Origin of the sequence: Bradyrhizobium genosp. A, assembly GCF_049949275.1 — a bacterium.
Classification (GTDB): Bacteria; Pseudomonadota; Alphaproteobacteria; order Rhizobiales; family Xanthobacteraceae; genus Bradyrhizobium.
Window position 1 is genome coordinate 4,796,232 of sequence record NZ_CP188196.1, and the last position, 13,684, is coordinate 4,809,915.

At 63.2% G+C, this 13,684-nt stretch carries 13 protein-coding genes; 7 read left to right on the forward strand and 6 right to left on the reverse strand.

All coding sequences use genetic code 11. The annotated features are described in order from the left end of the window. Window position 1 precedes the first annotated feature (1 nt). Complete coding sequence (locus ACP2YP_RS22345) at window positions 2-1,552, forward strand: undecaprenyl-phosphate glucose phosphotransferase (protein WP_426418504.1); 1,551 nt, start codon at window positions 2-4, stop codon at window positions 1,550-1,552. Between the two features lie 72 nt (window positions 1,553-1,624). Beyond that, the gene (locus tag ACP2YP_RS22350) at window positions 1,625-2,863 is read left to right on the forward strand and encodes an O-antigen ligase family protein (protein ID WP_426418505.1); all 1,239 of its coding nucleotides are present in this window, start codon (window positions 1,625-1,627) and stop codon (window positions 2,861-2,863) included. Here the strand turns inward: ACP2YP_RS22350 and ACP2YP_RS22355 are convergent. Beyond that, the gene (locus ACP2YP_RS22355; RefSeq protein ID WP_426426231.1) at window positions 2,850-3,326 is read right to left on the reverse strand and encodes a MarR family transcriptional regulator; all 477 of its coding nucleotides are present in this window, start codon (window positions 3,324-3,326) and stop codon (window positions 2,850-2,852) included. The two genes, ACP2YP_RS22350 and ACP2YP_RS22355, sit on opposite strands and share 14 nt — an antisense overlap. A 148-nt stretch (window positions 3,327-3,474) precedes the next feature. Here ACP2YP_RS22355 and ACP2YP_RS22360 point away from each other — a divergent pair, with 148 nt between their 5' ends. Then, a complete protein-coding gene (locus ACP2YP_RS22360; RefSeq protein WP_426418506.1) occupies window positions 3,475-4,671 on the forward strand; it encodes an FAD-dependent monooxygenase in 1,197 nt (398 codons plus the stop codon). 159 nt (window positions 4,672-4,830) lie between these two features. On the opposite strand, the gene ACP2YP_RS22365 is transcribed toward ACP2YP_RS22360, so the two are convergent. The 3 genes from ACP2YP_RS22365 to ACP2YP_RS22375 are packed head-to-tail and all read right to left on the reverse strand — an operon-like array spanning window position 4,831 to window position 7,615. Further along, entirely contained in the window at window positions 4,831-6,009 is a 1,179-nt protein-coding gene (locus tag ACP2YP_RS22365) for a saccharopine dehydrogenase family protein (protein WP_426418507.1), read from the reverse strand. A 9-nt stretch (window positions 6,010-6,018) separates the two neighbouring features. Next, on the reverse strand, window positions 6,019-6,801 hold the full coding sequence (locus ACP2YP_RS22370; RefSeq protein ID WP_426418508.1) for a DUF169 domain-containing protein: 783 nt from the start codon (window positions 6,799-6,801) through the stop codon (window positions 6,019-6,021). Between the two features lie 46 nt (window positions 6,802-6,847). Continuing rightward, a complete protein-coding gene (locus ACP2YP_RS22375) occupies window positions 6,848-7,615 on the reverse strand; it encodes a YdcF family protein (RefSeq protein ID WP_426426232.1) in 768 nt (255 codons plus the stop codon). Between the two features lie 188 nt (window positions 7,616-7,803). Here ACP2YP_RS22375 and ACP2YP_RS22380 point away from each other — a divergent pair, with 188 nt between their 5' ends. From ACP2YP_RS22380 to ACP2YP_RS22390, 3 genes are all read left to right on the forward strand, one after another. Then, window positions 7,804-8,745, forward strand: coding sequence for an acetamidase/formamidase family protein (locus ACP2YP_RS22380; protein ID WP_426418509.1), 942 nt, complete (start codon window positions 7,804-7,806; stop codon window positions 8,743-8,745). A gap of 201 nt (window positions 8,746-8,946) precedes the next feature. After that, a complete protein-coding gene (locus ACP2YP_RS22385) occupies window positions 8,947-9,144 on the forward strand; it encodes a hypothetical protein (RefSeq protein WP_007603456.1) in 198 nt (65 codons plus the stop codon). 72 nt (window positions 9,145-9,216) lie between these two features. After that, a complete protein-coding gene (locus ACP2YP_RS22390) occupies window positions 9,217-9,705 on the forward strand; it encodes a GcrA family cell cycle regulator (protein WP_426418510.1) in 489 nt (162 codons plus the stop codon). A gap of 284 nt (window positions 9,706-9,989) precedes the next feature. Here the strand turns inward: ACP2YP_RS22390 and ACP2YP_RS22395 are convergent, their stop codons facing one another. Next, window positions 9,990-11,474, reverse strand: a complete 1,485-nt coding sequence (locus ACP2YP_RS22395; RefSeq protein ID WP_426418511.1) for a porin — start codon at window positions 11,472-11,474, stop codon at window positions 9,990-9,992. A gap of 412 nt (window positions 11,475-11,886) precedes the next feature. Here ACP2YP_RS22395 and ACP2YP_RS22400 point away from each other — a divergent pair, with 412 nt between their 5' ends. Further along, window positions 11,887-12,393: a MarR family winged helix-turn-helix transcriptional regulator gene (locus tag ACP2YP_RS22400; RefSeq protein WP_426418512.1), complete on the forward strand. Its 507-nt coding sequence runs from the start codon at window positions 11,887-11,889 to the stop codon at window positions 12,391-12,393. Window positions 12,394-12,425: 32 nt separating this feature from the next. Here ACP2YP_RS22400 and ACP2YP_RS22405 read toward each other — a convergent pair whose 3' ends face one another. After that, window positions 12,426-13,541, reverse strand: coding sequence for an alpha/beta hydrolase family protein (locus tag ACP2YP_RS22405; protein ID WP_426418513.1), 1,116 nt, complete (start codon window positions 13,539-13,541; stop codon window positions 12,426-12,428). Window positions 13,542-13,684 lie beyond the last annotated feature (143 nt).

Below are 13,684 nucleotides of genomic sequence, written 5' to 3' on the forward strand. Positions count from 1 at the left end.
CGTGGAACCGCTCAACGCACGCTCGATGCTCGATGCCGCAACCAGCGCCGCCGCGGCCAAGCCGGCTGAGACGACTTTCATCGAACGCCGCCGCCGGCTGACGGCAGCCGCACTCGATGTGGTCAACCAGAAAGTCGCACGTGCCTATTCGCCAATCGTGATCGCCGGCTTTGTGCGCGCGATCGATTTCGCGCTGCTGAGCGTGGTCGGCATCGCCGTGTATGTCGGCTACGTCATGCCGCTCGTCGGCTTCAGCTGGGTCTATCCCGCCGAGATCCTCGCCGTCGCGGTCGCTGCCGTGGTCTGCTTTCAGGCCGCAGACATCTATCAAGTGCAACTGTTCCGCGGGCAGCTCCGGCAAATGACGCGGATGGTCTCGTCCTGGTCATTCGTCTTCCTGCTGTTCATCGGCGTCTCCTTCTTCGCCAAGTTCGGCAGCGACATGTCGCGGCTGTGGCTTGCCGCCTTCTACTTCCTCGGCCTCGCCGCGCTGGTCGCCGAGCGCCTTATCTTGCGCTCGCTGGTGCGCGGCTGGGCGCGCCAGGGCCGGCTCGATCGCCGCACCATCATCGTCGGGTCCGACAGCAATGGAGAGCAGCTCGTCGAGGCGCTGAAGGCGCAGGAGGATTCCGATATCCACGTGCTCGGCGTGTTCGACGACCGCAACGACAGCCGCGCGCTTGACACTTGCGCCGGCGCGCCCAAGCTCGGCAAGGTCGACGACATCGTCGAATTCGCCCGTCGCACCCGCGTCGATCTGGTGCTGTTCGCGCTGCCGATATCGGCGGAGACGCGCATCCTGGAGATGCTGAAGAAGCTCTGGGTGCTGCCGGTCGACATCCGCCTGTCCGCGCACACCAACAAGCTGCGCTTCCGTCCCCGCTCCTATTCCTATCTCGGCGAGGTGCCGACGCTCGACGTGTTCGAGGCGCCGATCACCGACTGGGATCTGGTGATGAAATGGCTGTTCGACCGCGTCGTCGGCAGCCTCGCGCTGCTCGCAGCGCTTCCCGTGATGGCGCTGGTGGCGCTGGCGGTGAGGCTCGATAGCCCCGGCCCCGTCCTGTTCCGCCAGAAGCGGTTTGGCTTCAACAACGAGCGTATCGACGTCTACAAATTCCGCTCGATGTATCACCACCAGGCCGACCCGACGGCATCAAAGGTCGTGACCAAGGACGATCCGCGCGTCACTCGCGTCGGCCGCTTCATCCGCAAGACCAGCCTCGACGAGCTGCCGCAGCTCTTCAACGTGGTGTTCTCCGGCAATCTCTCCCTGGTCGGCCCGCGCCCGCATGCGGTGCAGGGCAAGCTCCAGAGCCGCCTGTTCGACGAGGCCGTCGACGGCTATTTCGCCCGCCATCGCGTCAAGCCCGGCATCACCGGCTGGGCCCAGATCAACGGCTGGCGCGGCGAGATCGACAACGAAGAGAAGATCCAGAAGCGCGTCGAGTTCGACCTCTATTACATCGAGAACTGGTCGGTGCTGTTCGACCTCGTCATTCTCCTGAAGACACCGCTCTCGCTGCTGACCAAGAACGAGAACGCGTATTGAGTTTCCGTCATCCCCCGGTCGAGCCGGACGATGACAGCGAGTTTTTTGGCGTACCAGTAGCGTGAGCGCGTGATGGCGTATGCGGCGACAACCGGTGGAGTGAACATAGCCGCACCGGCTGCGCCCGGCGTGCTGGCGCTGCAGCGCGCGCTGGTGTGGCTGGTCGGCGCCTCCGGCGCGATCGTCTTCATCGAGCCGAGCCCCTACGAGATCGCGACGCTGCTCGCCACCGTCGCCTTTTTCGCCACCGGCCTGCGCCTCAAGCTCGTGCTGATGCCGCTGGTGCTGGCCCTGGTCCTGCTCAATGTCGGCTACACCATCAGTGCGATCCCGCTGCTCGACCAGTCCGAGGTCGCAAGCTGGATCGCGACCTCCTGGTACATGGCGGTGACCGTGGTGTTCTTCGCGATGGTGACCTCCGAGGACACGGCGGCGCGGCTGGACATGCTGCGCCGCGGCCTCGTGGTCGGTGCGATGGTTGCCTCGCTTTCGGCGATCGCGGGCTATTTCAACCTCGTTCCCGGCGGCCACGATCTCCTGACGCTCTACGAGCGCGCACGCGGCACCTTCAAGGATCCGAACGTGCTCGGCGCCTTCCTGATCCTGCCGGCGCTGTTCGCGCTCCAGAGCGTGGTCTCGGACAAGCTCGCCAAGGCGTTCCGCAACGTCATCGCCTTCGGCATCATGTCGCTGGCGATCCTGCTCGCCTTCTCCCGCGCCGCCTGGGGTGGGCTGGTCCTGACCTCGGCCTTCATGCTGGCGCTGATGGTGCTGACCAGCCGCACCAATGCGCAGCGCTCGCGCATCATCACCATGGCGATCGTCGCGGTGGTGCTGGGCCTGGCGCTGATCGCGGTGCTGCTGTCATTCGACTCCGTCGCCGAGATGTTCAAGCAGCGCGCGAGCTTCGACCAGAGCTATGACGAAGGCCGCTTCGGCCGGTTCGGCCGGCACATCCTCGGCGCGGCGATGGCGCTCGACCTGCCGTTCGGCATCGGTCCTCTACAATTCCACCGCTTCTTCCCCGAGGACACCCACAACTCCTATCTGAACGCCTTCATGTCCGGCGGCTGGCTCTCCGGTGTGTGCTATCCCGCGCTGGTCTTCACCACCGTCATCACAGGCTTCCGCCACATCTTCGTCCGCGTGCCCTGGCAGCGCGCTTATCTCGCGGTGTTCTCGGCCTTCGTTGGCACCGTCGGCGAAAGTTTCGTGATCGACACCGACCACTGGCGGCACTTCTGGATGATGCTGGGCGCGATGTGGGGCATGATCGCGGCCGCGCAGGCCTACAAGGTCAAGTCTGGCTAGGATGCTTCTTCAGCTTGAGCGCAGGCCGCTTCTCTGGCGGCGTATCGAGCAGGCCTTTCAGTGCAGCCGTCGCCGCAAGCACGCCCTTGTAGCCCTCATTGGTAAAACGCAGCAATAGGCGCAGTTCCTCGTCTGAATAGGCATTAAATACCTTTTCCATCGCCTGCTGCATCGGCACGTAGAGCTGGCCGATCTTCATGGCGGTCTCCGGCACGACGGCGATATAGACCTTGCGGCGGTCGGCCTCGTCCCGCTCACGGCGCACCAGTCCTGCCTTTTCGAGCCGATCCAACACGCCGGTGATGGCCCCGGTCGTCAGCCCCGTCACCTCGGCGAGCCGGCCAGCGGTCACGCGCCCCTCGAGATAGAGGATGTCCATGCATTCGAGGTCGGAGTTGGCAATTCCGGCCACGTTCGCAACGGCTTGCCCATAGAGCACGCCCTGCGCCGACGACCGCCGCATCGCCTCTTCCAGTTCTCCCAGCAATGCCGCGCGCGCCTTTGCCCTTGACAAGGCTCACCTCATATCTTAGTCGATATATATCTTAGTCACTAAGAGATTTAGCGACCGTAATTTCTCCTAGCACCACGGAAACGTCGGGAGCAAGCCAATGCCTCATCGTCCCCGCAAGGCCCTGATCATCGGCGCCGGCATCGCCGGGCCCGTTGCCGCGATCCTGCTGCGCCGCGCCGGCATCGAATCCGCGATCTACGAGGCCTGGCCCTACTCGAAAGGCATCGGCGGCGGTCTCCAGATCGCGCCGAACGGCATGCATGTCATCGACGAGATCGGACTTGCGGCGGAGCTGATCAGCCGCGGCTCGATCGCAGAGTCGTTCGAGTTCTATTCGCAAGAAGGCCGACGGCTCGGCTCGATCAATCGCGACATGGTGCGGCGCTTCGGCCAACCCGCGGTCAATGTCTGCCGCGCTACGCTGAACGAGATGCTGATCGACAAGGCCTGGTGCGCCTGCGTCTCGCTCTATTTCGACAAGCGCCTGATCAAGATCGAAGATCGCGGCGACCAGCCGATCATCGCCTTTTTCGCCGACGGCACCACCGCCGAGGGCGACTTCCTGATCGGCGCCGACGGCGTGCATTCGATCTCGCGGCGTCAGGTGGTGCCGGACGGACCAAAGCCGTTCAACACGGGCCTGATCGGCTTCGGCGGCTTCGTGCCCCACGCGGTCCTCGATGGCCGGACGATCGGCAAGCATGTCGAGACCACGTTCGGGCAGAGCGGCTTCTTCGGCTACGGCTATTGCAGCCCTGATCCGAAGGACGGCGTGATGTGGTGGAGCACGCAACCGGCGCACGGCATGGACGCCGCGATGTTCCGTGCGCTCGACCAGGCGACGCTGAAGCAGCATCTGCGCGGCTTCCATCACGGCTGGCACGATCCGATCCCAGCCATCATCGAGGCGGCCGAGAACATCGTGGTCACCGACACGCTCGACGTCGCAACCTTGCCGGTCTGGTCGCGCAAGCGCTCGCTGCTGATCGGCGATGCCGCGCATGCAACCAGCCCCCATGCCGGCCAAGGCGCCTCGCTTGCGCTGGAAGATGCGATGCGGCTCGCCCGTCTGATGCAGGAGGGCCAGGAGCTGACCGCCACCTTCCAGGCCTTCGAGGCCGAGCGGCGCCCCCGCGCGGAAAAGATCGTCGCCATCGCCCGCCGCAATGGCAACAACAAGCGCGAGTTCAGCGCCACCGGCGCCTGGGTCAGAAATCAGATGATGAAATGGCTGCTGCCGCTGGGATCGAAGAGCATGGATTTCATGTACGCGTATGACGCACGCGCGGTGTAACTTTTTCTTCCCCCTCTCCCCGTTCTTACGGGGAGAGGGTTGGGGTGAGGGGCTGGCTCCGCGAACACGGTGAGAGTTGGACTCGCGGAGACTCCCCCTCACCCGGATTGCTGCGCAATCCGGCCTCTCCCCGCAAGCGGGGCGAGGCGAAGAAGCCGCCTAGCCTTCCACCTCGAACGTCAGCCCCGCATGCTCCCGCAAGCGCTTGATCAGCTTGTGCTGCATCGCTGCGCCCGGTGTCCAGAAGCCGGCTGCGACGTCGGTCACGTCGCGAAGCATGCAAATGGCGCATTCGGAGATCATCTTCGAGGTCGAGCCGTAGCCGGGATCGCGGTCGCCGGTGACACCGGCGCGAACCGCACGGCCGTCGGGCGCGATCGCGACATAAAGCAAATTGAAGAGCCCGTTCTCGCGCTCTTCCTTCGATGGTCCCTCACCCGGCTTCGGCGCGCTCGGGCCGGTCTTCTCGGCGTTGGCCGCCATCACGCGCTTGGCGTTGGCCTCGCCCTTCTCGCCGGGACCGGTCAGAACCATCTCGTCGTAGACAAAATCCTGGCCGTAGGGAAAGCCCATCAGCATGTTGGAGCGATGGACGTTGCGGGTGTTGATCAGCGCCATCATGAACGGCGCGGCCCAGGATTGCAGATCCTCCTCGAGCAGCGACCTGTTGCCCTTCGGCTGCTTCGGTCCGGTGAAGCCCGGCGTCAGCGCGAACGGGTCGTTCAGGATCGCGATGAGGCTGATGTCCTTGGCGACCGCATCGAAGGTCGCCCTCGCGCTCGCCGCGGTACCGCCCGACAGCGTGCCGCGCATGTCGCGCACGCGGCCCTTGACGCGCGCGGCCGGCGCACCGAATACGCGTTTGGCCTCTTCCTGCACGAAGAACGCTCCGAGCTCGAACGGCACGGAATCGAAGCCGCAGGAAAATACGATGCGCGCACCGCTTTCCTTTGCAGCCGCCTCGTATTTGTCGATCATCTGCCGCATCCAGATCGGCTCGCCGCAGAGATCGAAATAATCCGTGCCGGTGGCGACGCAGGCCGCGAGCAGCTCCTCGCCATAGAGCTGATACGGACCGACCGTGGTAATCACCGACATCGTCTGCTCGGCCATCGCCCTTAGCGAAGCCGCATCCGACGCATCCGCGACGATCAACGGCGTATTCCCTGGCGCGCCGATCGCGTCGCGTACCGATTTCATCTTGCCGAGGCTACGCCCTGCCATCGCCCATTTGAGCGTCTTGTCAGACTTATAGTGCTGGGTCAGATATTCGGCGACGAGCTGGCCGGTGAAACCGGTCGCGCCGTAGACGACGATGTCGAATTTCGCAGAGCTCATGGTCGACCTTTACTTCTTCGCATAACTCACGCCCATGCCGGCACGGACGTCGCTTTGAATTCCATAGGGCGGGATCGGGTAACGCAGGCCGTTCTTGGCCAGCGCCTTCATGCCCTCGATCGCCTTGGCGAGATGCGCGGGCTTCAAGGCCATCAGCATCTCCTCGTCCGGCACGCCGCCATAGCGCCGTTCGGCATAGCATGGCAAGGACAGGCTCGGCTCGCCGCTTTTGAGCGCTCGCCCCCAAGAATCCGCACAAGCGGTCTCGCCGACCACGCCCCATTCGAATTTCTTGTAGCCTGTATATTGCAGCCCGTTGATCAGGATGATCATCTGCCCCGGCGTCGCATAGACAAGGCAGATGTCGGGCGGATCGAGCCGCCCGCTCACTGGCGGACTGACCGCAAGCGCCTGATATCGCCCGAACGGAACCACGTCCAGCGCCTCCTGGCGCTTGCGCGCATCTTCCGCAGTGCCGTGCCAGACGCCGACATAATTTTCGCCGGCAAGCCATTTCTCGTCCTGCGGGCAGAGCCCGATCACCGCACGGCACTGCGCGCCGACGAGATCGTCGCCGGTGATGCCGACGGTCCACCCCAGGCGCGAGGCCATGCTGACGATCTGGTCGGTGGTGTGGACCGCATTCGGCCGCCGGATCTTCGGGATCGCCTCCATGTCGGCGACGCGGGCGAACAGCTTCATGCCGATCACCGTGGTCTTCAGCCGCAACAGACTATTGAGATCGGCCACGAGGCCGGCAAGATCGATCGTATCAGCGGCTAGCTGCTGCATGGCATCCTCCCGGCGCGTCCCTATTGTTGGGCTGCGGAGGCCTGTTCTAGTCCTTGGCCGGCCCGGGAAGCAACTCGCTGGTCCTGCCCATGAGGCGGTAGGCCACGAGGCCGATCCATTCGCGCACAGCCGTGTCGGTCCGGCCGAGACCGTCCGCGCCGAAATTGGTGAAAGAGAACAGATCGTCACGTCCGCCCATCCGCCAGTCCACGGGATAGGCTTCGACATCAAATCCAGCCTTGCGGAAAATTCCGATCGAACGCGGCATGTGATAGGCCGAGGTCACCAGCAGCCAGCGCTCGCCCGGCTTCGGCGCCACCAAACGCTTCGTGAAGATCGCATTCTCGTAGGTGTTGCGCGACTCCCGCTCCAGGATCAGGCGTTCTCGCGGGATGCCGATATTTTCCAGGATGGGTGCGGAATAGTCCGCTTCCCTGGCGCCATTTGCGACCAGGTTCGCAGAGCCCCCCGTGAAGACCATACGCGCATTCGGATAGCGGCGCGCAAGCTCGGCGGGCGCAAACAAGCGATCGGCCGCGTGCGAGACCACCGGCGTGTGATGTGCTGCCGACAGATCGGTATCGACCGAGCCGCCAAGCACGATGATGCCGTCGGGCGCGCCGCGCGACGGGTCCCACGCGGGAAAGCGCGACTCCAGCGGATAGAGCAGAAGATTGCCGAGCGGCGAAAAGGCGGCGAGCGCGAGCAGGACCAGCGTGGTCGCGGCCAGTTTCCGGCCGAGCGCGGCAAAGCGCGTTGCCATCAGCACGACCGAGATGATCCCGAGCTCGACCAGAAGATTGATCGGCACCACTGCGCCACCTAACGTCTTGGAAAGAACGAAGAACAGGGGAGCCTCGCTTGAAAGGATCGTGCCATGCGCGGGCTTGACCCGCCCGCCCATCTTCAGAAATCTTCTTGGAAGAGGATCGATTGCCGGGTCAAGCCCGGGCATAACAGGATCTCATGACGAGTTCTTATGAAACCGATTGGACGCGGCAAATGACCCATCATCACCTGCATTCAAGTCCCGAAACCTGCCATTGGGGCTTCTTTGAAGCCGCGCTCAAGCCTGCCCTCACCATCGCCAGCGGCGATGAGGTGACTGTCGATACCATCAGCGGCGGCCCGGACATGCTGCCCGACCGCAGCAAGTTTCACATTCCGCCGGAGATGTTCGAGGTTCATGCCAAGAACGAGCGCATGCTCCCCGGCCACATCCTGACCGGCCCGATCGCGGTCGAAGGCGCCGAGCCCGGCGATGTGCTCGCAGTCGAAATCCTCGACGTCCAGCTCCGCCAGGACTGGGGCTGGAACATGATCAGGCCGCTGTCCGGCACCCTGCCCGACGATTTCCACGAGACGCGGATCCTCAACATCCCGCTGGACCGGACGCGGATGGTCGGCCGGATGCCGTGGGGCCTCGACCTGCCGCTAAAACCGTTTTTCGGCGTGATGGGCGTTTCGCCACCACCGGCCTGGGGTCGCATCTCCTCGCTCGTTCCGCGCGCCATGGGCGGCAATCTCGACAACAAGGAGCTCGGCGCCGGCGCGACATTGTATCTGCCGGTGTTCGTCCCGGGCGCGATGTTCTCCTGCGGCGACGGTCATGGCGTGCAGGGCGACGGCGAGGTCTGCGTCACCGCGATCGAGACAGCGTTGCAGGGCCGCTTCCGGCTGACGCTGCGCAAGGATTTGCGATTCGACTATCCGCGCGCGGAGACGCCGACGCACTACATGACCATGGCGATGGACCCCGACCTCGATCAATGCGCGGTGCGGGCACTGCGCGACATGATCGTGCTGCTTGGCGAGACGCGAAACCTGTCGCGCGAGGACGCCTATACACTGTGCAGTCTCGCGGCCGATCTGCGGGTGACCCAGACCGTCAACGGCTCCAAGGGCATCCATTGCATGATCGAAAAGGCGATCGTGCACGGCTGATCTCTCCGGCACCTCCTGACCGCTCCTCGCTCCGCGACCGCCCCGGGCATCCCGGGCGGCGCGCTGAGTCGCGTCTGATTTCCTGCACGATTCCAACGATCTACGCGACGAGCTCAGCCGGTATTTGACTTCCACCCACGAACCTAAATAGAGTCTTAATCGTTACTTTTATGTACCTGAGTAAGAGGCTAGCGTTCGGCCATGGCCACCGAAAAAGCCGAGACTGACCGCATTCCCGTAACCTTGGCGCTCTCGACCATCACCTACCTGGAGAAGTTGGTGAGACAGGGCACCCACGGCACCAGCGTTCCCGGCGTCGCACGGACATTGATCGAGGAAGGCATCCGTCTCGCCATCAAGGACGGGCTTTTGTCGATTCGCGACAATGGCAGGACGTGAACGCGCGCCGAACGCGAAGCGGACGAATCTCGAGCTGCGGCTGGTCGATTGTCGCAACCTGGGACCGTTACAATGCCTGTTCTCTCACCAACCTGGACCAACGAACGAATTGAACTTCTGAAGCAACATTTCGAGGCCGGTCTATCCTGCCGCGAGATCGCCGCCGACATCGGCGTCAGCCGCAACGCCGTGATCGGCAAGCTGTCGCGGCTGAATCTCACGCGCGGCCGCTCGGTCGACGAGCGCAGGCTCCAAGACAGGAATCAGGACCGGACTAGCGCGCCGCGCGCGCAAAAAGCGATGCCCCGGCTGCAATTCGAAATGCTCGCAACCATCTTCGGCGAAGCGGACGCGCCTGTTGCGACCGGACCGATCGACCAAGCCAATCGTTGCTCGCTGTTGGAGCTCGGCGAGAACCGCTGCCGCTGGCCGATCTCGACGCCCGGTGCCGAGGATTTCTGCTTCTGCGGCAACGCTGCGCACGACGGACAGCCCTATTGCGCCGGCCACAGCCGCCTCGCCTACCGGCCGAACTCGCGCGCGCGTGTCTTGCGCGGCTGAAGCCCGCCGTCCCCTGCCCCACAACGAAAAACCTCCGGCAGGGCACTACCGGAGGTTTCTGGAGGCTTAGCGTGAAGCTAAGAGCCGTGATTTTTTCGAAACCGGCTGCGAGCTATATAGCTGAGCAACTCAGGTAAGTAAATAAATTTGGTGACGATCGAATCGCATAGCTCGTCTTCGTCACTCGCGCAGGAGATCTCTGATTTTGAAATCAGCGTCTCATCCAGAAAAAAGCCCCGGCAGTTTCCCGCCGGGGCTCTCTGATCGATTTGCGCGATCGATGATCAGAAGTTGCGCTGAGCGCGCAGCATCATGGTCACCGAGTTCTGGTCCTTCAGCTGGTACACGGCCGCCGGTTTCGCTGCGCTGGCAATGCCCGGGCTCGCGATGGCGCCAGAGTACTTCTGGTCCAGACGCGACCAGCTCAAGTCGCCAGTGAACGCCAGGTTCTTGACCGGAGTCCACACGGTGTTGACACCGACGACACCGAAGTTGAAGTCCGGATTACAGGTCGAACCGGCCACCGCGATCGCGGCGAAGTTGGCGCAGATCAGGGCCTTGCCCGTGGTACCGTACTTCAGCTGGGCATAGCCGCCATAGACGGCGCTCGCCCAGTTCGGGCTCCAGTTGTGGGTATAGCCACCACGGATACCCCAGGTCTTAACGGTATCGATGCCGGTGCCAGTTCCAAAGACACCGTCAGCAACACCGGCGAAACCGGTGCTCTGATACGCCGAGCCGCTACCGCTGAACATGAAGAAGCTCTGCGGGAACAGGCTCTGGAAGTTGTAACGACTTGCACCGTCCGTGTAGACGGCCTGCAGGTTGATGACGTCGCCCGCACCGGTCGGGATGTTCTTGATCGACAGCGAGCCCTGCACAGCCCAGCCCCACTTGTCGCCGGGATGACCGGTGGATTCCGTCGTGCCGTAGTAGGCGGGATGGAGATCCTTTGCGGCAACCGAGATCTGGGCCAGACCCCAGGCCTGGTCAACACGGACCGCACCAATGATATCGGGTGTACGCGTTCCACCCCAATCGTTGGCACCATAGACGCCCGTCACGAACTGAGCAGCCGTACCTGACGACACGTTCCACAGGTTCGACTGACCACCGGCCGCCGACGTCTCTTCCTCCAACGCGAGCGAAGCGGTGATGCCTTGGCCGAAGTCAGCCGTGTAGGCAGCCTGGTTCACACCGTTGACGTGGTTGGAGCCGCCCGGAATGGTGTCGGGACCGCCAGCCGGATAGCTCTGCCACGGAGCATCGAAGATCGAGACCGTGCGGCCGAAGGTGAAGCCGGCGAACTGGATGAACGCATGGTAGAGGCCGAGCGCGGCCGAGCTGGCCGAGATCGTCGACGGGTTGCTGCCGGTGACGTTGGACGTATCGTAGGTGAACACCATGTCGGCGTAGGTGCGAACAACGCCATACTCGGTCGCCGTGCGGGTGTCGACGTTGAAGTCGAAACGGGCGCGGCTGTAATAGTAGTTGGTCACACGGTTGTTTGAACCACCGTTCACACTGCTCGTGCTGTTATTGAAACCATAGTCGCCAGCGCCGCCGAGAATTGCGTCAGCGCGCAGGTAACCACCGAACTTGATGCAGGTGTCGGTGCCCGGCATGTAGTAGAAACCCGCACCGTACAGGGAGCAGATCTTCACGTATTCGACCGCCTTGGCCTTGACCGGAAGATCAGCCGCCTGAGCTCCACCGACGGCGATCAGACCCGCCGCAGTGCCGAGCAAAAGGCTCTTCACTACTTTCATTTAAAACCTCCAAGTTGCACATTTTGCGGAGACCGGACCGTGAGGCCCCCCAGATCTCCGTCTCTTCAAATCCGCTCGGCCGCTTCGCGCTTTCGGACACACCCGCATTCGACGCGAGGGACGTGAGCGGACCACCTGCAACGGGACGATTGAGAACCCCCCACCGTCCGGATCAATATGCCTGCGCCATTCCGTTAATCAAAATAGTTTATCAGCTCAGCTTTATGGTTTCGCCGCCCCTGTGTCTGTGGCGCAACACCCGGACGCGTGAGCTAAAAAGGCTGACTGGATCATATTTGGAATTTCCGTGACGCAATTACCCTGCTCTGCCCTTGCGTCAGGGCAGACTTGCGTGGACTATGGCCGCCGCGAACACCAGCCAGAAAGAAAACCAGCCTGCGGGAGTGACGCTGTGTCAGCGACGAGGAAAGAAGGGGCGCGCCTCCGCTCCGTCGGCAATCTCGATATCATCAGGCGATTCACCTGGGAGATATCGTCGATCAACATGTATCTGGAGGAGCTGCGTCAGTTCTGGGCCAGGACGCTCGGCATCAGCGGACCGCAATGGCTGATCCTGATGGCGATTTCCGACCTCGACAAGGACGACGGCGTGCCCATCAACGTGGTCTCCAAGCTGCTTCATGTCGACCCGTCCTTCGTCACCACCCAGTCCAAGCTGCTGGAGAAGAAGGGCCTGCTGCGGCGCCGCCCGTCACCGACCGATGCGCGCGTAGTGCGCCTGTCGCTGGTCGAAAAGACGCAGAAGCACATCGCGAGCCTCAACGAGCAATACAAGACGATTCGCGAATTCGTCTTCCAGGAATTCGATGAGAACGAGCTGACGGAATTCACCACCAAGCTCGCGACGCTGAAGACCCGGCTCGAAAAGGCCTGCGTGAGGATCTCCCTCGACTTCTGAGGCGCATCCGTTCTCGAACTCAAAGGCCGTGCTCAGATCCGCTTGCCCACGGCGTCAAGTCGCGATTCGAGCCAGTCGAAGATGTATTCGTTGGCAAGGCTCGGATTGTCGGCATGAGCCTGTGCCGCGCCGGTCTCCGCCGCGGTGAACACTTTCAGCACGACATCCGAGCTGCCGAGCCGGGATTTTTGCACGATCTGACGCGCCCGATCAGCCTTGAGCCAGCCGTCCTCGCCGAGCGTGATCAACACCGGACATTCGGCGCCGGAGGCCATCAGCGGCGCATGCGGCACCGGGACGATGCCGAGGTCGCTCATCGCAAAACGGCTGGCAAAGAACGACCGCTCGTGCAGGTCCCACAGGCCGCCGTCGCAGACGGCCGCGGCGAGACGCGGCTCCTGCAACACCGCACGCGCCACGAAGGAAGAGCCCCACCCGTCCGCCACGATCGCAACGCGATCGAAATCGACGTCCTTGCGCTGCTCCAGATAATCCATCGCGCTGCCAACCGAGCTTTCGAGATCCCGGCGCTGCATGAGCATGTCGACGTAGTCGTCACGCTGGTCGCCGAACAAGTCCAGCGCGAGCATCGACAAGCCACGCTCGCGCGCATGGGGCGCGAGCTTGAACAGGAACTCTTCCTTGCGGTGGCCGGGCTCGCCGATGCAGATCACCGTCGGGGCGCGACCGTTCGCCACAGGCGCAGGCAGGAAATAGCCCTGCAACGAATGTCCCTCGCCCCACGGAATTGTCACGACTTCGCCGGCCGGCCCGCGCGCCGTGAGGAAACGGCGGGCGCATTCCTGCATCGCGAGCACCGCGACCCAGCGGCGCTCGTCGGCGGGATCGAGTGGCATCGCGGCCGCACCGTAGTAGTTCATCGCGCGCAGCCAGTTGCGCTGCGCCGTCGCCAGATGGCCTTCCGCGAACGCTGCCTCGGCACGATGCCGGTTGACCTGTGCCAGCTTCTTCCACTCGCGATGCCAGGACTGCTCGTCGCCGCGCTTCAGCTGCCGCGCGATCATCAGGCATTCGGCGATGGTGGCGCCGCCCTCTTGTGCCGCCGTAAGCAGCCGCGTGAATTCAGCTGAGATATCCTCTCTCTCCGGGCAGAGGACAAAGTCGTCGGAGAGGCATGCGGGTATCATCGGAGCTACGCTCTGTCGTGGCATTACCCCTGATTCACTAAACTATTTTAGTTCCCCAACCAAGCTGCCGTGCACAGAATGAGAGCCGTTCGAGATCACCATCGCTTGAACGCATCGCACATGTTGCATGTGCGACATTCCGG